This is a genomic window from Cohaesibacter sp. CAU 1516 (genome assembly GCF_005771485.1).
GTDB lineage: Bacteria > Pseudomonadota > Alphaproteobacteria > Rhizobiales > Cohaesibacteraceae > Cohaesibacter > Cohaesibacter intestini.
Genome location: NZ_VANT01000002.1, coordinates 566,503 through 588,239 on the forward strand (window position 1 = coordinate 566,503; position 21,737 = coordinate 588,239).

Sequence of the window (21,737 nt, forward strand, 5' to 3'; positions counted from 1 at the left end):
GTAACGATCGCCGATTTTGGCCACATATTGGCTATTGAGACCGCATTTGAAAGGCCCGTCGAAACACCGATGGGCCTTTTTGCGTTGCCCAACTTTCCATCACCGCAATCACCTGTTGATCAAGCGGCCAAAGGGCCTCGACCTGTAAATCATAGTCCCGACCCTGATGGATGCTGTGATAGTCGGCGACCGCGCTGCCAATAGGGCGGTCTCCACGCAAACGCTCCCGCTCGGCCAGCAGATTGGGCGGACAATGGAGTGCGACGAAATAGACATCAAAGGGCGCGAACAGCTTCACCAGCTGCTCGAACATGCCCTCCTGATCAAGAATATGCTCGACTATCAAATGATTGCCCGCTTCGGCATAGGCGGCGAGGCTGCGGTGATAGCCATCGAAAAATTTCGGCTTGGCGGCCCGCCAGTCAAAATCGCCAGCCTTGAAGCGGGCGCTGGGCAGAACGCCGGAATCCCGCAAATGGTCGATGGAAATATGCCAGAAAGGCAAAGGAAGGGCGCTTTGCAGCGCCCTTGCCAATGTCGATTTGCCTGAGGAAGACGCACCATGCAGAAACAGGATCTGGCTTGGTGTTGTCTCTGTCTCAGTCGCCATCCCGATGCCGTCCCTTGGCCCGTTCGCTTTCCTGAATTGCCGATTTCACCATCTTGCCAAAGGCGCGGGTGCGTTTGCGGCTTTCAGCGATGCTTTCGCTGTTGCGATTGTCCTCGGCCTGCAATTTGCGCCAGCGATCGAGCCGTTCCGGTTCCAGCTCTCCTGCTTCAATGGCCGCCTGAACCGCGCATTTCGGCTCGGATTCATGCTGGCAATCATTGAACTTACAGCGGCTGGCCAGGTCAACAATATCGTCGAATACCTGCTCGATGCCGGTGCTTTTTTCATGCAGCCGCAGGGCGCGAATGCCCGGCGTATCCACCAGCCATGCACCGTTGAGTGTCGGATGCAGTGACCGGTAGGTGGTGGTATGCCGCCCCTTGGCATCGTCTTCGCGAATGGCCCGGGTGGCATCTTCCCGACCGGTCAGACCGTTCAGCAAGGTGGTTTTGCCAACACCGGAGGAGCCGACCATGGCGATGGTCTTGCCTCGGCGACACCAGGGCGACAATTGCTCCACCGCATGCTCGTCCTTGGCATTCAACCCCATGACCTCCAGTCCCTTCATCAGGCCACGGGCCTGATCGAGATAGCTGTCAGGCTCGTCACATAGATCCACCTTGGTGATCAGGATCACCGGATCCACCTCGGCATCCTTGGCCAGCGCCAGAAACCGCTCCAGACGCGCCAGATTGAAATCGTCATTGCAGGAGGTGACGATGAACAGCACGTCGACATTGGTCGCCATGATCTGTTCAGACACATCGGTGCCTGCCGCCCGGCGAATGAGCGCACTATAGGGATCAAGGCGACGGGTGATCTGGTCGGTATGATCCGCCAGCACCCAGTCCCCGACACCAAAGGCCGAGGTCGGCACTTTGTGCGGTGTGCGCAGGGTGCGGGTCTCTGCTGCCCCCATGCCAACCACGACGGAGCGTTGAATTTCACTGATGCGATAGGGGGTCAGAGTCTCCAACTCGTCAAGTTCGAGTTGGCGTGTGAAATGGCTGCCAAAGCCCAGATCGGACAAGCTCCGACCGGCCTTGGGGGCAGGTGCCTTGCCCAGAAAGTCTTCAAAAGACATCATTGTCTTGCCTATGGGTAAAAGATCATCGACGGCGCAAGCCTTTCGGCAGGGCCGGTGGGTCCAGGCAAGATCAGGACTATCATCAGACAGCCATTGCCCGGAGGTAAGTTAAGCGATCCATAATCTTCCTCCTTGTTGGGTTGGGTTGCTGTGTCGATCTGTTGGACCGGACGGTTTGCCGATCTTAGGCATGGATGACCATCGGGACAGCGCATCTTAGGCAGCTTGCGTGGCTTTTGACAAGATTGTTCCGTTCAAGCCCCGTCCGCTTATGCACCATTCTGCCGTCTATAGGTGGGGACACACTGTGGCGTGAAGGACAAGGAACGGTCCTGCGGGCGGCTCGAAGTTAAGCCGGGCTTCTATTGGCCCGGTTGCCAATCGGGAGATGCCATCTCAAAGCCGTCAAATACGAAACCCGGCGCGACCGTGCAGCTGACCAGCGTCCAGTCCCCAAGGCTTTCAGCCGATTGCCAATGGTGGCGCGGCACGATGATTTGGGGGCGTTCACCGGCCAGAATATTCGGCCCCAATGTCCGGCTTTCCGACCCTTTGCCATCCGCTGATTGCCGCAGCAACAGGGGCCCGCCCCCATGCCAGAACCAGATCTCGGTGGCATCCACCCGGTGCCAGTGGGACCGGTCGCCCGCTTCCAGCAGATAATAGATGGCGGTGGAATGGCCGCGTCCTTCCGGACCGTCACCATCCCGGAAGGTCTCAGAAAAATAGCCGCCCTCGGGATGCGGTTGCATCTCAAGGGCGGCTATGATGTCCTTGGCATTGGTCACGCCCGAGCCCCGTCAGATATCGAGGTTGGCAACATTCAGGGCATTGTCCTGAATGAAGTTGCGGCGTGGTTCGACATCGTCGCCCATCAGTTTGGCAAAAATGTCATCCGCATCGTCGGCTTCCTGCACGCGGACTTGCAACAGGGTGCGAACTTCCGGATCGAGCGTTGTTTCCCAAAGCTGCTCGGCATTCATCTCGCCAAGACCCTTGTAGCGCTGCATGGAAATGCCCTTGCGCCCGAGGGTATAGACTTCATTGAGCAGCGACATCGGACCATAAATCACATATTCTTTGTCGCGGCGACGCATGACGGTGCCATAGTCGAAATTCTCTTTGAGCTCACTGCCCAGCCTGTTGAGTTTGATGGCATCGGCAGATTGCAACAACGCCGTATCGAGGAAGGCCACTTCCTTGACGCCGCGCACTTCGCGCTCGAAGCGATAGCTGCCATCCTCTTCGACATGGCCGCTCCATCCCTGTTCGGTTTCCTCGGCCACCCGGTCAAGGCGACGCGAGACTCGGGCCAGTGCTTCCTGGGTGGTTTCAGGGCTTTCCGAGGTAGAGCTGTCAAACAGGCCGCTGATCGCCGCCTGCTCGACGACGGAGCGACTATAGCGAGAGTGCAGGCCATTCAGAACGGCACCGAAATGACGGGCTTCATCCAGCAAAGATCGTAGATCCGGGCCAGCACGTTCCACGCCCGACCCTGTGGTCACCACCGCTTCATCGATGCCTGCATCGATCAGATAATTCTCAAAGGCCAGCTCATCTTTCAGATATTGCTCGGATTGGCCGCGCTTGACTTTGTAAAGCGGCGGCTGAGCAATATAGAGATAACCAGCTTCGACCAGATCCGGCATTTGTCGGAAGAAGAAGGTCAACAAAAGGGTCCGAATATGCGCGCCATCGACGTCAGCATCAGTCATGATGATGATCTTGTGGTAGCGCAGTTTTTCCAGATTGAACTCTTCGGTCCCGATGCCGGTCCCCAGAGCGGTGATCAGCGTGCCGATCTCCTGACTGGACAGCATCTTGTCAAAGCGGGCGCGTTCCACATTGAGGATCTTACCACGCAAGGGAAGGATGGCCTGATTGGCGCGGGATCGGCCCTGTTTGGCCGAACCACCTGCGGAATCACCCTCCACCAGGAACAATTCTGACTTGGCAGGATCGCGTTCCTGACAGTCGGCCAGCTTGCCCGGCAGGGACGCGATATCAAGCGCGCCCTTGCGGCGGGTCAGCTCGCGCGCCTTGCGCGCTGCTTCACGGGCGGCGGCAGCTTCCACCACCTTGGAGACGATCATCTTGCCTTCTGCAGGATTTTCCTCAAGCCACTCGCTCAAGGCCGCATTGACCAGATTCTCAACGACCGGGCGCACTTCCGAGGAGACCAGCTTGTCTTTGGTCTGGGAAGAGAATTTCGGATCCGGCACCTTGACCGACAGCACGCATGTCAGGCCTTCACGGCAATCATCACCGCTTGGGTTGACCTTCTCGCGTTTCAGCAGCCCGGAGCTTTCCGCATAAGAGGTGATCTGCCGCGTGAGAGCGGCGCGGAAACCGGCCAAATGGGTGCCGCCATCGCGCTGCGGGATGTTGTTGGTAAAGCAGAGCACATGCTCATGATAGCTGTCGTTCCACCACAAGGCGGCTTCCACCGTGATGCCGTCTTTCTCGGCGGTGACGGCCAGAGGCGCCTCGATCAGCGGCTTTTTGGTGCGGTCGAGGTAACGGACAAACGCTTCCAGACCGCCTTCATAGAGCATTTCCTCGGACACTGGATCCGGCCCGCGATTGTCCGACAGCAGGATGCGCACACCGGAATTGAGGAAAGCCAGTTCGCGCAGGCGGTGTTCCAGCGTCGCAAACTTGAATTCGATATGGGTAAAGGTCTGATCACTTGGATAGAAAGTTACCTCGGTGCCCTTTTTGCCATTGGCCGGGCCATTGACCTTCAGCGGAGCAACCGCGTCCCCGTGGGAAAACTCAATCTCGTGTTCCAAGTTATTGCGCCAGATGCGCAAAACCAGCTTGGTCGACAGCGCATTCACCACCGAGACACCGACGCCATGCAGACCACCGGACACCTTGTAGCTATTCTGGTCGAATTTACCACCCGCATGGAGCTGGGTCATAATAACTTCAGCCGCTGAGATGCCTTCTTCCTGATGCACATCGGTCGGGATACCGCGGCCATTGTCGGTGACGGTGACAGAACCGTCGACATTCAGCGTGACGGTGACCAGATCGGCATGGCCCGCCAGTGCCTCATCGATGGCATTGTCGACCACCTCATAGACCATGTGATGCAGGCCCGAACCATCATCGGTGTCACCGATATACATGCCCGGACGCTTGCGAACTGCATCCAGACCTTTGAGCACTTTGATGGAGTCTGCGCCATAGTCTGCGCCATTATTGTCAACTTGGTTATCGCTCATGCGAATCAGTCATCCTTAGGCTGGGAACTAACCCTTCACTTATACGTTGTTTCGCGCCGCATTCAACTCCACGAGCCCCTCAACCCCTCGCAAAGCTCACTTGTTCGGGGCCATTGTGGAGAGTTTGCAGACGGAATGTGAAAGCTGCCCCAAAAGGTGGCGTAGCGGGCGGAAATTAGCGGTTTTTCAAAGCGTCCTGACGGGTTCGGATATAGGCCAGAATCTGTGCTGCCTCGACCTGACTGATCCCCTCAAGCGGTTCCATCGGACCATAGGACCAGTGCTTCTGCGGCGTGCCATAAAAGATCGCCTGCAGGAAGGCCCGATCCGGCAATTTGGAGCGCTCGTAAAGACCATGGACGAGGGGTGGGCCAAAGCTGGTACCGCGTCCATTCACCCCGTGGCAATTCAAGCATTGGGCATTATAGAGCCTGTGCCCGGCCCTGCGGATATCTTCGCTGTTGAGACCACTTTTGAGAACGCTGTCATCGGCCTCGCGCGGATTGAGAAATGGCCCGCCGCCGATCCACAGCATCACCAGAGCCGAGACCGACAGAACCATGATGATGAGACTGTTGGGCGAGTTGGAAAACCGCCATTTGCGCCTTTTCTTGACCATGCTTCTTCCCTCGATCCATGCCTTGCTTGTCTATGTCGTCTGTGTATCTGCCTAGACAGCAACACCAGCCTTGCGACGGGCAAAGTCAAGCACCAGTCCGAACGGACGACTGACAAGCACCATCAGGAGCAAAGCCGAACTGACTGCAGTAACAATTGCACTCCACTGGGCACCAGCAAAGAGCAATGTAGCAACATAAACAGGGACTTGAAAGCTCAAGAATGCGACGATGTCGAGGATGGTTCGCATGTTTGTGGAACCCGGAGGAACCCTCATCATCCACCAATCGCGGTAAAGGCCGTAAGGCCGACCGGTCAGAATCATAACAGGCATCATCACCAGTCGGGTCAGCAGGACGGTTTCAAGCGGCATTCCGGCAATGACCAGCTCGGTAAAACTGGCCACCACGGTGAAAAACAAAATGGTGACGGAAGTGTCGACGATAAGACGTTTCATGCGGCAATTATAGGTGCTTTCCACCTGTCTTTCCACTCTGTATGACCATTCAGGCGCTGACTTTTTCCACGATACCCATCTCTACATGGAACCGCTCGGCTCGGTCCCCCAGCGGGGCAAAGACCGCGTCATCGGTTCCCGTCACCCAGGCCTGACATCCGAGCCGATCCAACAAATCGAACAGGGCGAGCCTGCGGCTCTCATCAAGATGGGCCGCCACTTCATCGAGCAGCACCAGCGGAGTTCGGCCGCGCCGTTCCGCCACCAGATGGGCATGAGCCAGCACAATGCCCAGCAGCAACGCCTTCTGCTCGCCGGTTGAGCATTTGGCCGCCGGCATATCCTTCGGCCCATGACGGACCAGCAGATCCGAGCGATGCGGTCCTTCCAGCGTCCGCCCTGCGGCCCGATCCCGGTGGCGCATCTTGGCCAGCAGGCTGCGATAATGCTCTTCGCTGTCAATGGCCGGGCGATTGAAGGCCTCCACCTCCAACAGACCCTCCAGCGCCAAAAGCGCATTCGGAAAGGCTGATTTGGCCTCTGTTCCATGCAGGATTGTCAGGGATCGATTCAGGAACGAAATCATTTCAGCCCGCGCGGTGGCAATGGCCGAACCATATTCCGCCATTTGCCCTTCGATGCCATCGAGCCAGACCCGTTCATTCGGGCTGTCTTCCAGCAGGCGATTTCGCTGGCGCATGGCTTTCTCAAACGCGTTGACCCGCGCCCCGTGGCCCTTGTCGATGGCCAGCACCATCCGGTCAAGCCATTTGCGCCGCTCGGACGCCGCCCCGGTAAACAGGCTGTCCATCTGCGGTGTCAGCCACAAGACGCTGACATGCTCGGCCATCGCTTCGGCAGAGCGCGCCGGGGCGCCATTGATCCGGATCCGTCGCTGCAAACTGCCGTCGGGCCCCGGCTGCAAGCCCGTGCCGAGCTTGACGTCACCATAGGGGGTGCTCAAAGCGACGGAGACTGCCCAGCTGCCCGACGCCCCTTCCCGGGCAATGTCCGGATAGGCAACGCGGCGCAGACCGCGTCCAGGTGACAGAAAGGAAATGGCTTCCAGCAAATTGGTCTTGCCCGAGCCATTGGCCCCGGTCAGCACCACATGACGACCGCTGAGCGGCAAGGATAGGGACGTGTAGTTGCGAAAGTCTGACAGGGTGACCGAGGAGGCAACAATCCGGTCCACGCTCGAGACAGCCCCATCGATGGCTTCTGAGGTCTCGGACATACCGTCCTCGTGATTTGGCTTGATGCCTGTCATTGCAAGCGGCTCTTTCATCCCGTCACGGTCACACTTCCAAAAAAGGTCAGGAGTCAAAAAGGGCGCAAACTGCGCCCTCATTGTCCATCATCAAGGGCTTTACCCTAGACACGCATCGGCATCAGCACATAGAGGGTGCTGTCATTGCCTTCATCATGGATGAGGGTCGGTGAGCCTGAATCCGCCAGACGGAAGCAGGTCTGATCGCTTTCCAACTGGTTGGTGATGTCGAGCAGATAGCGGGCATTGAAGCCGATTTCCATCGGTTCGGACGCATAATCAACCAGCACCTCGTCAGTCGCTGTGCCTGAATCCGGGTTGGAAACGGAGAGCACCAGACGGCCCTCTTCAAGGCTCAGCTTGACCGCGCGGCCGCGCTCGTTGGAGACGGTCGACACACGGTCGACAGACTGGGCAAAGACGCCATTCTCGACCTTCATCACCTTGTCATTGCCCTTCGGAATGACTTTTTCATAGTCAGGGAAGGTGCCGTCGATCAGCTTCGAAGTCAGAACAACCGGACCGATGGTCAGGCGGATCTTGGTCTCGGACAGTTCCACCGCAATGTTGGCTTCCGGATCTTCGATCAGCTTCTGGACTTCCAGCACCGTCTTGCGCGGCACGATCACACCGGGCATGCCCTGCGCACCTTCAGGTGCTGGCATCTGGGCCTGTGCCAGTCGGTGCCCATCGGTGGCCACCGCCCGCAAGGTGGAAACACCAGCCAGATCTAGGCTATGCACATAGATGCCATTGAGATAATAGCGGGTTTCCTCGGTCGAGATCGCAAACTGGGTGTGATCGATCAACCGTTTCAGATCCAGAGCAGGAATCGAGAATGTATGCGAAAATTCCCCTGCCGTGATGTCCGGGAAGTCGGTGATCGGCAAAACCTGTAAGGTGAAGTGGGACCGGCCAGCGACAATCGCCAAAGCGGTCTGGTCTTCATTGGTCTCCAGCGTCACTTCCGAGCCATCGGGCAGCTTGCGGACAATGTCGTAGAGCATATGGGCAGGCACGGTGGTCGCACCGCCAATTTCGACCATGGCAGGCGCCGTTTCCAGCACTTCCAGATCCAGATCGGTCGCCTTGAAAATCAGGTCACCGCCCTCGGCGCGCAACAGCACATTCGAAAGGATGGGAATGGTGTTCCGGCGTTCAACGACCCGATGGACATGGTTCAGTGACTTCAGAAGAGTTGCCCGTTCAAGAGTGACCTTCATATCCGAAATCTCCCTGCAATATTAATTTACTAACGCATCCCCACGAAGCCCCTCAAATGGTCGCGCCGATCAGCAGATCTGCAGTGCGCGCCTCATGTGAAGCCTTGCAATCCGACAGCATGAACGCACGTGCGAAACCACGATCGGTTGACTGGTGGGGAAGCAACTTTGACCCGATTGACGTGATATGGCAAGGGGATCGGCGCGATTCCCGCGCGATCCCCTCACTTTTCTCCACGATTCTAAAGCAAATACCGAAAGCCTATTCGGAAATATTCCGCTTCAGCATTTCGATTTCCTGCTGCAGCGCATTATCAGACCCTGCCAGCTCCTCGATCTTGCGCACCGCATGCAACACGGTGGTGTGGTCACGACCACCGAACCGGCGGCCAATTTCTGGCAGTGAGCGTGGGGTCAGCATCTTGGACAGATACATGGCGATCTGACGCGGACGCACGATGGTGCGCGTCCGGCGCGAGGACAACAGATCCGAGCGCGAGACATTATAATGCTTGGAAACCACCCGCTGGATGTCTTCAATGCGAATGCGGCGCGGCTCTTTCGAGCGGATCAGATCTTTGAGGGCCTGCTCGGCCATCTCGATCGAGATCGGCGCCCCGGTCAGCTGATTGTGAGCCATCAGGCGGTTGAAGGCGCCATCCAGATCACGACCATTGGAGCGGATGATACCGGCCACATGATCAAGCACCAGCTCCGGAATCGCCAGATTGGGATCGCGGCGCGAGGCATTGGTGGCACGATCCGCCAGAATCGAGCGACGCAGCTCTTTTTCAAGCGGCTGCAATTCGCTGACCAAGCCACCGGCCAGACGCGAGCGGACACGCTCATCAAGGCTTTCCAGCTCGACCGGCGGACGGTCAGCAGCCACCACCACCTGACGCGCGCCATCAATCAGGCTGTTCAGGGTGTGGCAGAATTCTTGCTGAATGCTCTTGCCCTGCAGGAACTGCAAGTCGTCGATCAGCAGGATGTCGATGTCGCGCAGGGTATCCTTGAAATCGAGCGCCGACTGGCTCTTGAGCGCCTGCACGAAGCTATACATGAAGCGTTCGGCGGTCAGATACAGCACCTTGGCGGTCGGATTGGATTTCTTTGCTTCCCATGCGATCGCCTGCAGCAAATGGGTTTTGCCAAGGCCAACGGAGGCATGCAGGAACAGGGGATTGAAAGAAACCGGCTGACCGGGCTGGGCCATTGCCACCTGTTTGGCGGCCGCATGGGCCAGCGTGTTGGACTGGCCAACAACAAAGGTGTCAAAGGTCAGGCGCGGGTCAAGAGGGGAGCCGCCCCCATGATCCTGATCGTCGATTGCCGCCATACCGCCCTGTGGGCGCGCAAAGCCACCATCCTTGGCGGCTGCATCGGCCTGCTGTGGCTGCTGTTTGGCTGCGACAGGTTTTGGACGAACCGCACCACGCACATAGAGGTCAATGCGGCGAACCTGCTCGCATTCCTCGCGCCACAAAGCCATCAGAAGATCCCCATAATGGGACTGGATCCACGATTTCAGGAAGCGAGTGGAAACGGACAGGGTCACAAGACCATTCTGTTCGCTTTCCAACTCAACGCTGGCAAACCAGCTGGAGAAGACGTCTTCTCCCAACTCGGCCTGCAATCTCTTTTTGACTCGTTCCCAGTCTTCTTTGCCCACTTTCACCGAAGGCTCCTCTTGTTGGGAGTCTGCCCCTGGAAAAGACTGATGAGCTGCCGCACCCATCTCCATGTCAACATTTTCCTTCGTGGCCATTTGCTGCATTCTCATGTCTTTTTCTAGCCTAGTTTTTGTCTAGCCTATTAGCCGCAAAACGCAGCAAGGTCTTTGACAAGCCGCAATCCTGACGAGTCTTTCTCATTCTCTCGACTGCGACAGAGCTCCTGTTTTTATGACAATCAGGGCAGTCCCGCAATGCGGGTTTCCCTGAATATCGGCCTTAGAATTGACGCCATGGCAGGCCCGCCTGCTTCCAGCCATTGCGAGTGGCCCGGTGCTGTGCCTCGTCCAGATCCCCTTCGAATCCGGCTTCGACATTGTAGCAGGGCCCATCCCATCGCGGTGTCATCACCATTGCCGCATGTCGGGAGCGAACTCCCGAACGGCAAAGGAAATACAACGCCGCCTTCTTGTCGATTGATCGCTTTGCCAGCTCTGCCTCAAGGCGTTCGGCAAAGTCGCCGCTGCCCTGCATCGAAGGGTAGGACACCCATTCAACCAGCAAAACTTCGCGGTTTGGATCCTCAAAAGTCGGAACCCCGACATAGGACCATTCCGCATGGGTGCGCACGTCGATCAGCAAAGCCGTTTCATTCTCTGCCAACTGATGCCAGACCGTCCGGACCTCGACATCACCAGCATAGCTTTCCAATTCACTTACAGACAAACCACACCTCTTGAGGTCCCAGCAGCTGGTACCCCTGACCAACAGACATTACTCACTTAAACTTGGGTCCACCGTACCCTGACGCACCAGCATCAGTCCGGCATCTGCAAGCCCGCATACAAGACGGATCACCGCTCCTTCACCAACCAATCCAGACCTCGGTCAGGCGGAAGTCAGACAAAGCTGACGACAGACCAACTCAGAGGATGTCGAAACCGGAAAATCCGGGAAGAAAGTGGTGTCATTCTTTGCAGGAGTGGTTGCCGGTCGTTGTTTCAAAAGCACCAAGCAGGATCTGTGAAAGATCTCAGGCGAGCAGCTTTTGCTTATCTATTTGGCAACCATTAATCTTGCAGTTAAAAAACCATACACAGCCTTGGAAAAGCGTGCAAGAAGCCCAAGACAAGATTCTTTTTCGCGACTGCGCCGAAAAAAAATTCGCACTTTTCAGCAAATCCGCTTGACCCTGCCTATCTCATTGCGACTCCATGCCTTCTGTCAGCAAACTGTTACAAAAGGCCACAGAGAAGCGGCGTAAACTTTTTTTTGCCGCGCCAGTCTTGACCTTGGCAGAGAATCGTCCGTCATGTTTCAGCCACCAAGAGATGGCGCTAAGACTCTGTAATACATGCTCTTTTGCCAACGAGACCAAAAGAGGAACATGCATCATCGCTTACGTAATTCCCACTAGGAATTGTGACGAATAGGCGACAGGTTGTATGGCTGAAAACAAGAAAGCCCGGCATCAACCGGGCTCCTGATTTCCAAAACCGTCTTAAGCAGCCAAAGACTTGACGCGTTTGGACAGACGGGAAATTTTGCGAGAAGCGGTGTTTTTATGGAACACGCCTTTTGCAACAGCACGCATCATTTCGGACTGAGCCTTGCGCAGTGCGTCGCTGGCAGCAGCCTGTTCACCAGCGGCAATGGCTTCTTCAACCAGGCGCAGGTAGGAACGAACACGGGTACGACGCGCTTTGTTGACAGCGGTCTTGCGTGCGATTTTGCGGGTTGCCTTCTTGGCGGAAACAGTATTGGCCATTGAGCCTATTCCTTATCTGATCTGCGCCCCAGTCTCGGGACGCTCGCGCCGCTGCATCACATCAGCCCTCAAACCTGTACGGGCCCGGAAGGACGAGCAGCAAACCTGACAAAACGGGGTTGCGTTTTGCTTTTCTCGAAAAGGGCGCCCAAATTCTGAGGGCGCCGACAACAAAAGGCGGCACTCAAAGGCCGCCCAATGGATCGCGCTTATAGTCAAACTTGGCTGGGGCGTCAACCGAAATGACTCATGCGGAAGGCAGAAATCGGCCAAAATGGCCCGTGGCAGGCATCCTTCGGGTACTTTCAACCCTTTTGCCCCTTCCCTTCAACCGGTATTCCCGATCTCTCTGGCGTCAGTCACCAGTCCTTGAGAAGCGAAAACGGACCCAGCCAGAGGCGTGGATCCGTCTCAAATCAAGGCAGGGTCAGCGCGCCCTAGCGGTCCTTGAATTGTGCCTTGCGCTTCTCAACGAAAGCAGCCATGCCTTCTTTCTGATCTTCGGTGGCAAACATCGAATGGAACAGACGGCGCTCAAAGCGCAGACCTTCGGTCAGGGTCGTCTCATAGGAGCGGTTGACGCTTTCCTTGGTCATCATGACGATCGGCAGCGAGAAGTCGGCAATCTTCTGCGCGGTTTTGAGCGCTTCCTCAAGCAGATCTCCTGCCGGGATGATGCGCGAGACAAGGCCGGACCGTTCCGCCTCTTCGGCATCCATCATGCGACCGGTCAGGCACATATCCATGGCCTTTGCCTTGCCGACAAAGCGGGTCAGACGCTGAGACCCACCGGCACCGGGCATCACGCCAAGCGTGATTTCCGGTTGGCCGAATTTGGCCGTGTCTGCCGCAAGAATGAAATCACACATCATGGCCAGCTCACAGCCGCCACCCAGAGCATAGCCAGCCACCGCTGCAATCACCGGCTTGCGACATTGGGCAACCCGATCCCATGGGGTGATGAAGTCGTTGAGATAGGCATCCATATAGCCCATCTCGGACATTTCCTTGATGTCGGCACCCGCTGCAAAAGCTTTCTCCGACCCGGTGATGACGATCGCACCGACTTTGCTGTCCGCCTCAAAGCCGTCAAGGGCGTTTGAAACCTCGGCGATCAGCTCGGACGACAGGGCATTGAGCGCCTGCGGACGATTGAGCGTGATCAGGCCAACGCCATCACGGGTTTCAGCAAGGATTGTTTCATAAGCCATCAGTCCCTCCGGCAAAATGGAGCCCCTATTGCCTCGTCCGCACAATAGCGGCCGCGACCAAGGAGCCAAATCTCGTATGCGCAAATATCAGATTGTAACGCAGCACCCCTCTGGATGTTCCCATCATGAGTGAAAAGATCATGCGTCACAATCGAAATGCGTCTGTGTGACCCTATGGCTAACGGAGCCGAAGAGTCAGTGCAAGCCTTTTACGTAAGCTGTCACATCGACTTTGGTTCTCTCTGCGATGGGCCGTGTCGTCAAGCTCGCCATTCGACCACCACAAAGGGCAAGTCCGTTTTGGCCAGTTCTGGGCCAGTTCTGGACCGGATCTAGGCTGGTTCTAGCCCGGCTTGCGGCCAATGGCATCGAGCATGTCCCACAGAAAATGGCCCAGATTTTCCGTCACATAGCCCACATGCGGCGCTTCACTGCCCTTGGCTTCCCAGCTTTCATGGAACACCTCGCGCGTCCGGTCTGGCACCACCAGCACGGTTTTCATGCCCATGTCGAACGGCACCTTGAGATTGCGGGCCAGATCCTCGAACATTGCGGCCCGTTGCGGATTCAGCCCCGTCTGAGCCAAAAGCTTCTCATAGGGCGGACGGTTGGGTTTGGGGTCGAGACCCGCCCAGACAATGTCGAAAATATCGTCGAAATATTCGGTGATGCCCAGTCGTTCGGCGACTTTCACCGCATGTTTGTGGGTGCCGTTGGTATAGATATAGCGTTTGCCGGGCAGGGCGCAGATGGCTTCAGCCAGCGATGGATCCGGCACGACGCCGCTGTGATCGATGTCGTGGACATATTCGAGGAAATCGTCCGGATGGATATTATGCTCGATCATCAGCCCCCGCAGGGTGGTGCCATGCTGCTTGTAATAGCCCTTGCGCAAGGTCGTTGCATCTTCTTCCGATATATCGAGCAACCGCGAAACATAATCGCTCATCTTCACTTCCATCTGCTTGAACAGATCGATATGGCGTGGGTAAAGCGTGTTGTCGAGATCAAAGATCCAGTTGTCGATGTCGGAAAAGTCGGAAAGGCTGTTGGCGCCATAAGGCAAGGCGGATTGCATGCAGATATCCATTTGTGTCGGTTCCAACTGGCCAGTGGAAAGTCGGGTCAGTGGGAAACAGAGCTGGGGTCAGACGATCTCACGCAAAGAGCAACATAGCAAGCTGCATCCTTGCGATCGGGCTTCATCGACGCGCGGTGAAACGCACAGTTGGGTGTCGATGAAGCTTGCGACTTGCCAAAGCCTGTCGCAACATCGCATAGATAGACCTATATGGAGTGAGCCGAGAGGCAATGCAACCGCCTTGCCTTGAAGTATCGGGCGGTCTTGTCGACCGTCAGGGTGGAGCTCGGGGGCGAGCGGGGGATTGAAGAGTCCCTTGATTGAGCATCCGGAGACAGAGTGCAAAAGTGCATGTGAGTGTGGGCATGAGTGAAGGCAGAAGCGACGAAATCTCGGATAATGTCAGCACGGAGCAGGAAGAAACTGCCCTGCCGCCCTCCGCTGCGACACAGGCAGACAACCCGGCCACGCGTCTGCAGGGCCGGCGGCCGGCCTTTGGTCTCTCCTCCAAGCTGCTGTTGCTGACAATTCTGTTCGTCATGCTCAGCGAAATCCTTATTTTCGTCCCGTCCATATCCAAGTTTCGCGTCGACTGGCTGGTCCGCAAGCTCGAAGTTGCGGAAGTGGCCGCCCTGATCTATTCCAAGGCCTCGACCGACCTGATGGATGAAAAACTGGAAGCCGAGTTGCTCGAGCGGCTGGATGTGCAGACCCTGGCGCTCAGAAGTGATGGCCAGCGGCGCCTGTTAGCCATGGTTGACATGCCCGGCCAGATCAATCGGGACGATGATATCCGCAGCATGCGGCCGACCCAAACCGTGCTGGCCGCCTTTGACACCCTGCTGTGGGGGGAAGGGCGAACCATCCGGGTGGTCGGTCAAAGCAAGAATGGCATTGGTCTCATTGAAATGGTGTTTGATGAAACGCCCCTGCGCAATGCCATGATCGCCTTCTCGATCAACATCCTGTTGTTGTCGCTCGCCATTTCTGCCATGACGGCCGGGCTGGTCTATCTGTCACTGCGCGCCCTTCTGGTGCGGCCCATCCTGCGCCTGCTTGGCAATATGGCGCGCTTCACCGCAGACCCGGAAGATGCCAATGCGGTGATTAAGCCATCGGGTCGACATGATGAAATCGGCATGACCGAACAGCAGCTCTCGGCGATGGAAATGATTCTCGCCCAAACCCTGCAAAAACAGCGCCGTCTGGCCGATCTCGGTCTCGCAGTCTCCAAGATCAACCATGATTTGCGCAACATTCTTGCCTCAGCCCAGCTCTTTTCCGATCGCCTGTCGATGCTTGATGACCCCACCGTGCAACGGGTGGTGCCGAAAATCATGGGCGCCCTTGACCGGGCCGTTGACTATTCCGGTGCGGTCCTGTCCTACGGCAAGGCTCAAGAGGCCCCGCCCGAAAAACGCTTGCTGCGGCTCCATCAGGTGGGAGAGGATTTGCGCGACTTTCTTGACCTGCAACCCGATGGCCGCGTGACCTTCATCAACGACATTCCCGACAGCATGGAGGCCTATGCCGATCCCGGGCAATTGTTCCGGGTGTTGATGAATCTGTGCCGCAATGCGGCCGATGTGATGCGCAATGAGGCGGAATGCTCGGTGATCTGCCGTCTGGAATTGCGGGCGTTTGAAGAGGACAACGAGACTGTGATCGAAGTGTCCGACTCCGGTCCGGGTGTGCCAGAGCGGGCCAAGGCGGCCCTGTTCAAGCCATTTCAGGGTTCGGTTCGAAGCGGTGGCACCGGGCTTGGGCTGGCTATTTCGGCCGAGCTCGTTCGCGCCCACGGGGGCACCATCCGCCTGCTTGATCGTGCTCCGGGTGCGCATTTCGAGGTGCGTCTGCCAAAAGAGGATCGCCCGGCACCCAAGAAGAATGCCCCGGTGCAGGCCGTCCAGAAAATCCTGTCGCTTTAGCAAGGAGACACCGATGACACGAGACGAATTTGATGCTTATTGCGGCAGCAAGCCGGGCACCAGCCATGTCATCCAGTGGGGCGGGGCGTCGGTATGGAAGGTTGGCGGAAAGATATTCGCGATCTGCTCAAACTGGACCCGAGCCGATGACGTGGATTCTGATGTCGAGCCGGTCCCTTCCGGCTTCCAGCCAATCAGCTTCAAATGCTCCGATCTGGCATATGAGTTGTTGCCTGAACAAGACGGGATCACTCCGGCCCCCTATCTTGCGCGGGCCAAATGGGTGCAGCTGACCCGCCCTGATGTCATGGACGATGCGGATATCCGGCTGCATCTGGATGCCGCCTACGACATCATTGCCGCAAAGCTGACCAAGAAACTGCGCGCAGAGCTGGGCATCAGCCTTTAAATTTCAAGACCCAAAGGAGGCCGAATTGGCCGACCCGCATATCAAATCGAAAATGGATTGGCTCGACTATGTGACCGTCATTGCCTATCGGCTTGGCTTCACGCTGGCTGCACCTGCCATCCTGCTTTTGCCCTGGGAGGTGGAAACAGGCATACCCGCACAACAGCTCACATTCCTTGCCGCCATGCTCTGTGCCAGCAGTCTCCATATCTATATGAAAAATTTTCGGCTGATTCTTCAGGCCGCGACATGGGGCGGACTCATCTGCGCCATTTTTGGCTTTCCGCTTTTCGGACTTGGGGGCGCTTTCGTCACCCTGGGTGGATTGTGCTTCAAGGAATATTTCTGCTTCCGGGTGCCGGGCCTGCGCGCCCAGCCGATTCTGCTGGCTGCCCTTTGGTTGGCTTTGGTTCTCAATGCCACCCTTACCGCCCCGATGGTTGTTCAGGGACTGGCCGCTTTGTCTGCCTTGCTGTTTCTGGTCACCGCAGTCGCCAAGTGGCGGATGCCGCTGCATTTCGACATCGGCGACAAGACCAAATATGAAGTCTGAGGCCGAGCGGCTGAGCGCGAGCGGATCAGCTCAAAGCCAGCGGCAGCAAACAGCACCGTGCGACGGGATCGAGCATCATGGTTGATTCTCACGCGCAAGCCTCGCTCGGGAGAGAAGAGAAGGGTTATTTGCGATAGCTATCATGGCAGGCCTTGCAGGTGACGCCAATCGCGCGCATGGCTGAGCGCAGAGAGGCCTGATCCGTGACCGCGCTGGACGCTTTTTCTGCTGCCTGCTGCAGCGCTTTGGCCTTGTTGGAGAAGACGTCAAAATCCGACCAAATGGCAGGTAAGGCCTCTGAAACCGGATCATCCTGTCGGCTCCGAAACAATTCTGGCACCTTGCTCGACTGCTCGATAATTGCCTTGAAGGCACTGTCTGTGGTGGTCTGTTGATAGGGGGCGGCGCCTTTGGCCATTTGCGCCAGATTCTTCATGGCGGCATTGATGGTTACCATGCCATCCATCCGGGCTTTGACAGCCGGGTTCTTGACGCTTTGATGGGCGAGCGCCGCGCCGGAAAGCGTCAGGCAAAGGGCAAAAAAGATTGAGCGTTTCAATGGCATGACTAGTCCATCGTGGTTGGTCCTATACGTACCATTCCATATTCTTGCACGAAACGAAAGTCCCCCAGAGGCGCCTCCAGTTTTGTTGAAGCCGCCCTTCAGACATCTTTTGGCACCCTGTGCGCATTGGCACGCAGAGCACCGATCCCATCTTGACCCACGGCACCCTCTCCCACATACTCGGCGGTGTAAAACTTTCGGCGCTGAGCGCGGTCCGGGGAGATCTCTCTCCAAAGGGCAACCGCGGCGCACAGCCCGGAATGTGTTTTCATCAGGAATCCGGGCTGTCAGACCGGAGACTTGTTATGAAAACCATCATCGAACCCTTCCGCATCAAATCTGTCGAGCCGATCCGCATGACGACCCGCGCCGAGCGTGAGGCCAAATTGCGCGACGCGCATTACAATCTCTTCGCGCTTCATTCCGACGACGTGCTGATCGACCTCCTGACCGATTCGGGCACCGGGGCCATGAGCGCCGAGCAGTGGGCCGCCGTCATGCGTGGCGACGAAAGCTATGCTGGCTCGCCATCCTATTATCGTTTCCGCGACAGCGTGCAGGATCTGATGCCGTTTGAGCATATCATCCCGACCCATCAGGGCCGCGCAGCAGAAGCCATCCTGATGTCGATCTATGGCGGCGCGGGCAAGCATATCCCAAACAACACCCATTTCGACACCACCCGCGGCAACATTGAGGCCAGCGGCGCCGAAGCCTATGATCTGGTGATTGCCGAAGGCAAAGATCCCTCTTCGCTTCATCCCTTCAAGGGCAACATGGATTTGGAAAGGCTCGAAGCCTTCCTGAACGAATATGGCGACAGCGTGCCGATTGTCATGCTGACCATCACCAACAATGCAGGCGGTGGCCAACCCGTCAGCCTTGGCAACATTCAGGCCGTTGCCGAGTTAGCCCATCGCTTTGGCAAACCCTTCATCATTGATGGCTGCCGCTTCTCGGAAAATGCCTATTTCATCAAGCAGCGCGAGGAAGGCCAGCAGGACCGCTCGATCAAGAATATTGTCCGCGATTGCTTCCGTGCTGCCGATGGCATGACGATGAGCGCGAAGAAGGACGCCTTTGGCAATATCGGTGGCTGGATTGCCTTCAATGACGATTCGGTGGCGGAACAAGCCCGCGTGCGCCTGATTCAGACCGAAGGCTTCCCGACCTATGGCGGTTTGGCTGGCCGTGATCTGGAAGCCCTCGCACAGGGTCTGCACGAGATTGTCGACGAGGATTATCTCAAATACCGCATCCGTACCAACGAATATATCATCGAAAAACTCGACGCTCTGGGCATTCCGGTGGTCAAACCGGCAGGTGGGCATGCGGTCTTTGTCGATGCCAAACGCTGGCTGCCCCATATCGACCCGCTGTCCTATCCGGCTCACACGGTTGCCTGCCGCCTCTATGAAATCGGTGGCATCCGGTCGTGCGAAATCGGCACGGTGATGTTTGGCCGCGAGACTGATGGCTCGGAAAAGCCCGCCGCCATGGAGCTGGTCCGCCTCGCCTTCCCACGCCGCACCTACACCCAGTCGCACGCCGATTATGTGGTTGAGGCATTTGCACTGCTGGACAAGGAAAAAGACAGCCTCAAAGGCTTCCGTATCACCAAAGAGCCCAAAATGATGCGCCACTTCACCTGCCAGTTTGCGCCATTGGACGACTGAGCCACATCATCCGGTCCGGGTCTTGTGATCCGGGCCGGCATTTGATCGTCAAAGCACCGGCAATTGGCTGCGGATATGATCGGCCAGCGCACTTGCCGCCGCTGAGGATCGCTGATCCGCCACCTCCAATGTGATGCCAATGGCAGGCAGGGGCGGCAGCCTGTCGGTCACAACATAAAGATCCTCTGGCACCGCTGACTGGGTCAAGACGCTGAGCGCATGGCCTGAGCGGGCGATCGCCAGAAGCCCGGCCAAACTGTTGGAGGCATAGGCCACCCGATAGCGCCGGTGGATCACATCCATCGCTGCGCAGGCCGCCCGATGGTCCAGCGTGTTGGGTGCCGCCAAAGCCAAAGGCACCACAGGCGCGTCCAGCAAGTGGGGCTCAGCTTCATGGGCCACCCAGACCAGTTGCTCCTTGCGGATCGCCCCGCTCATATCGGGAGAGGGCAGGGACACCAGCGCCATATCCAGCTGGCGTTGATGCAAGAGGGGCCGTAAGTCGGTCGAGGGCGCACAGACCAGCTGCAAATTCACATCCGGATAGGCCGCGCAGAAGCTGCCAAGCAGATCGGGCAAAAAAGCGCTGGCATAATCTTCCGTGCAGCCCAGACTGACCGATCCGCGAAGGCTCGCCCCGCTTAACTCCATCACCATATCATCATGTTGGGCCAGCAGGGTTTCCGCATGGGCGATGAGGCTTTCCCCGGCGCGGGTCAGCCGCACCCCTGATCCGGTTCGGTGCAGCAAAGTCCGCCCCAATTGCTCTTCCAGCCGTTGCATCTGCATGCTCAATGCCGACTGGGTGCGCCCCACTTCCCCTGCCGCAAGGCTGATCGAGCCGCAACGCGCGATCACGATGAAATGCCTCAGCAAGGAAAGATCAAGGGTCTGCATAGGACGGCCTACTAGATATAAGAAATCATGATATCTGTATCAAATACTATCAATTTGCCTGAAGGTGCAAGGCTTGCTAGGGGTGAGACAAACAACAAACACGCAATCCGCCCTTCGCGACCCTCTCGCTTTCAGAGCAAAGGAACCCACCATGTCCTTGAATGACGACGCTGATTTCTGGCACCGCGCCAACACCCACCTGATCCGCTATGGCTCAGCCTTTGAAAAGCTGATCATCGAGCGGGCCGAGGGCAATTATGTCTATGACGCCGATGGCCGCGCCATTCTCGATTTCACCTCCGGCCAGATGAGCGCGCTTCTGGGCCACAGCCACCCGGACATTGTCGCCACCGTCAACAAACAGATGGGTCTGGTCGATCACCTGTTCAGCGGCATGCTGTCCCGCCCGGTGGTTGAACTTGCCAGCCGCCTTGGCTCGCTTGTGCCGGGACTTGAGCGAGTCATGTTGGTCACCACCGGGGCGGAATCGAACGAAGCCGCTCTGCGCATGGCCAAGCTGGTCACCGGTGGTCACGAAGTCGTCGCCTTTGCCCAAAGCTGGCATGGCATGACCGGGGCCGCAGCGTCCGCCACCTACAGCGCCGGTCGTTTTGGCTATGGCCCGGCAGCGGTCGGCTCCTTTGCGATTCCCGCGCCCGATGCCTATCGCCCGCGCTTCAAACATGCGGATGGCTCGCTGGACTGGCAGACCGAGCTGGATGATGCCTTCCATCTGATTGATCGCCAGACCTCGGGCAAACTTGCAGCTTTCATTGCCGAGCCGATCCTTTCAAGCGGTGGCATCATCGAATTGCCGTTTGGCTATCTCGCGGCTTTGAAAAAGAAATGCGAAGAGCGCGGCATGCTGCTCATCCTCGATGAAGCCCAGACGGGGATTGGCCGCACCGGGCAGATGTTTGCCTTTGAGCGCGATGGCGTCACCCCGGACATCCTGACCCTGTCCAAAACCCTTGGCGCGGGCCTGCCGTTGGCCGCGATCCAGACCTCGCACGCCATTGAACAGAAAGCCCATGAGCGCGGCTATCTCTTCTATACCACCCATGTGTCTGATCCGCTGCCCGCCGCTGTTGGCAACACGGTGCTCGATGTGGTGGCCCGTGATGGCTTGGCCGAGAAGGCCGTCGAACGCGGCAGCCAGTTGCGCAATGGCTTGCTGGAGCTGCAAAAAGACTATGATTGCATCGGCGATATTCGCGGCCGTGGCTTGCTGATGGGGCTTGAAGTGGTCAAAGACCGCGACACCAAGGCACCGGGCTATGAGCTTGGCACCCGCATCATGGAAGAAGCCATGCAGCGTGGCCTGTCGATGAATGTGGTCAAACTGCCCGGCATGGGCGGCGTCTTCCGTATCGCCCCGCCGCTGACCGTCACCGCCGAGGAAATCGACCGCGCCCTGTCGATCCTGTCCGATTCGATGAAAGCGGCCCAAAACTAGGCCCCATCCATAAGCCCCATCTATA

20 protein-coding genes are annotated in these 21,737 nt (G+C 57.4%); 5 read left to right on the forward strand and 15 right to left on the reverse strand.

All coding sequences use genetic code 11. The features are described from left to right. Positions 1 to 31 precede the first annotated feature (31 nt). The 13 genes from FDK21_RS09475 to FDK21_RS09535 all read right to left on the reverse strand — a co-directional run bounded on the left by FDK21_RS09475 (position 32) and on the right by FDK21_RS09535 (position 14,225). Entirely contained in the window at positions 32 to 610 is a 579-nt protein-coding gene (locus FDK21_RS09475; RefSeq protein ID WP_138148303.1) for an AAA family ATPase, read from the reverse strand. Then, positions 600 to 1,697 carry a ribosome small subunit-dependent GTPase A gene (gene rsgA / locus FDK21_RS09480; protein WP_246657536.1) on the reverse strand — a complete coding sequence of 366 codons (1,098 nt, stop codon included), beginning with the start codon at positions 1,695 to 1,697 and terminating at the stop codon, positions 600 to 602. The genes FDK21_RS09475 and rsgA overlap by 11 nt, the downstream gene beginning before the upstream one ends. A gap of 362 nt (positions 1,698 to 2,059) precedes the next feature. Continuing rightward, positions 2,060 to 2,485 (reverse strand): cupin domain-containing protein, encoded by a 426-nt coding sequence (locus FDK21_RS09485; protein ID WP_138148304.1) that lies wholly within the window; start codon positions 2,483 to 2,485, stop codon positions 2,060 to 2,062. 12 nt (positions 2,486 to 2,497) lie between these two features. Next, positions 2,498 to 4,927 (reverse strand): DNA topoisomerase (ATP-hydrolyzing) subunit B, encoded by a 2,430-nt coding sequence (gene gyrB / locus FDK21_RS09490; protein WP_114008078.1) that lies wholly within the window; start codon positions 4,925 to 4,927, stop codon positions 2,498 to 2,500. Between the two features lie 175 nt (positions 4,928 to 5,102). Then, on the reverse strand, positions 5,103 to 5,546 hold the full coding sequence (locus tag FDK21_RS09495; protein ID WP_138148305.1) for a cytochrome c: 444 nt from the start codon (positions 5,544 to 5,546) through the stop codon (positions 5,103 to 5,105). Between the two features lie 51 nt (positions 5,547 to 5,597). After that, the gene (gene alaE / locus FDK21_RS09500; protein WP_138148306.1) at positions 5,598 to 6,002 is read right to left on the reverse strand and encodes an L-alanine exporter AlaE; all 405 of its coding nucleotides are present in this window, start codon (positions 6,000 to 6,002) and stop codon (positions 5,598 to 5,600) included. Between the two features lie 49 nt (positions 6,003 to 6,051). Continuing rightward, positions 6,052 to 7,239, reverse strand: coding sequence for a DNA replication/repair protein RecF (recF, locus tag FDK21_RS09505; RefSeq protein ID WP_138148307.1), 1,188 nt, complete (start codon positions 7,237 to 7,239; stop codon positions 6,052 to 6,054). 137 nt (positions 7,240 to 7,376) lie between these two features. Continuing rightward, a complete protein-coding gene (dnaN, locus tag FDK21_RS09510) occupies positions 7,377 to 8,495 on the reverse strand; it encodes a DNA polymerase III subunit beta (protein ID WP_114008075.1) in 1,119 nt (372 codons plus the stop codon). Positions 8,496 to 8,757: 262 nt separating this feature from the next. Then, positions 8,758 to 10,173: a chromosomal replication initiator protein DnaA gene (gene dnaA / locus FDK21_RS09515; RefSeq protein ID WP_245418333.1), complete on the reverse strand. Its 1,416-nt coding sequence runs from the start codon at positions 10,171 to 10,173 to the stop codon at positions 8,758 to 8,760. A gap of 274 nt (positions 10,174 to 10,447) precedes the next feature. After that, complete coding sequence (locus FDK21_RS09520; protein ID WP_198662798.1) at positions 10,448 to 10,894, reverse strand: rhodanese-like domain-containing protein; 447 nt, start codon at positions 10,892 to 10,894, stop codon at positions 10,448 to 10,450. A gap of 775 nt (positions 10,895 to 11,669) precedes the next feature. Beyond that, positions 11,670 to 11,936 carry a 30S ribosomal protein S20 gene (gene rpsT, locus FDK21_RS09525; protein WP_138148308.1) on the reverse strand — a complete coding sequence of 89 codons (267 nt, stop codon included), beginning with the start codon at positions 11,934 to 11,936 and terminating at the stop codon, positions 11,670 to 11,672. A 437-nt stretch (positions 11,937 to 12,373) separates the two neighbouring features. After that, complete coding sequence (locus tag FDK21_RS09530) at positions 12,374 to 13,147, reverse strand: enoyl-CoA hydratase (RefSeq protein ID WP_114008073.1); 774 nt, start codon at positions 13,145 to 13,147, stop codon at positions 12,374 to 12,376. Between the two features lie 343 nt (positions 13,148 to 13,490). Continuing rightward, positions 13,491 to 14,225, reverse strand: a complete 735-nt coding sequence (locus FDK21_RS09535) for a pyrimidine 5'-nucleotidase (protein ID WP_138148369.1) — start codon at positions 14,223 to 14,225, stop codon at positions 13,491 to 13,493. A 368-nt stretch (positions 14,226 to 14,593) separates the two neighbouring features. On the opposite strand from FDK21_RS09535, the gene FDK21_RS09540 reads away from it, so the two are divergent. From FDK21_RS09540 to FDK21_RS09550, 3 genes are read left to right on the forward strand one after another with little or no spacing between them, the layout of a single operon-like run. Next, positions 14,594 to 16,156, forward strand: coding sequence for a HAMP domain-containing sensor histidine kinase (locus FDK21_RS09540; RefSeq protein ID WP_138148309.1), 1,563 nt, complete (start codon positions 14,594 to 14,596; stop codon positions 16,154 to 16,156). 13 nt (positions 16,157 to 16,169) lie between these two features. Then, positions 16,170 to 16,565 (forward strand): MmcQ/YjbR family DNA-binding protein, encoded by a 396-nt coding sequence (locus tag FDK21_RS09545; protein WP_138148310.1) that lies wholly within the window; start codon positions 16,170 to 16,172, stop codon positions 16,563 to 16,565. Between the two features lie 25 nt (positions 16,566 to 16,590). Further along, the gene (locus FDK21_RS09550; protein WP_138148311.1) at positions 16,591 to 17,118 is read left to right on the forward strand and encodes a DUF2301 domain-containing membrane protein; all 528 of its coding nucleotides are present in this window, start codon (positions 16,591 to 16,593) and stop codon (positions 17,116 to 17,118) included. A 124-nt stretch (positions 17,119 to 17,242) separates the two neighbouring features. Here the strand turns inward: FDK21_RS09550 and FDK21_RS09555 are convergent, their stop codons facing one another. Continuing rightward, a complete protein-coding gene (locus FDK21_RS09555; protein ID WP_138148312.1) occupies positions 17,243 to 17,683 on the reverse strand; it encodes a cytochrome c in 441 nt (146 codons plus the stop codon). A gap of 305 nt (positions 17,684 to 17,988) precedes the next feature. On the opposite strand from FDK21_RS09555, the gene FDK21_RS09560 reads away from it, so the two are divergent. Next, the gene (locus tag FDK21_RS09560; protein WP_138148313.1) at positions 17,989 to 19,359 is read left to right on the forward strand and encodes a tryptophanase; all 1,371 of its coding nucleotides are present in this window, start codon (positions 17,989 to 17,991) and stop codon (positions 19,357 to 19,359) included. Between the two features lie 48 nt (positions 19,360 to 19,407). On the opposite strand, the gene FDK21_RS09565 is transcribed toward FDK21_RS09560, so the two are convergent. Next, positions 19,408 to 20,256 carry a LysR family transcriptional regulator gene (locus FDK21_RS09565; RefSeq protein WP_138148314.1) on the reverse strand — a complete coding sequence of 283 codons (849 nt, stop codon included), beginning with the start codon at positions 20,254 to 20,256 and terminating at the stop codon, positions 19,408 to 19,410. Between the two features lie 151 nt (positions 20,257 to 20,407). Here FDK21_RS09565 and FDK21_RS09570 point away from each other — a divergent pair, with 151 nt between their 5' ends. Further along, positions 20,408 to 21,712, forward strand: a complete 1,305-nt coding sequence (locus FDK21_RS09570) for an aspartate aminotransferase family protein (RefSeq protein WP_138148315.1) — start codon at positions 20,408 to 20,410, stop codon at positions 21,710 to 21,712. Positions 21,713 to 21,737 lie beyond the last annotated feature (25 nt).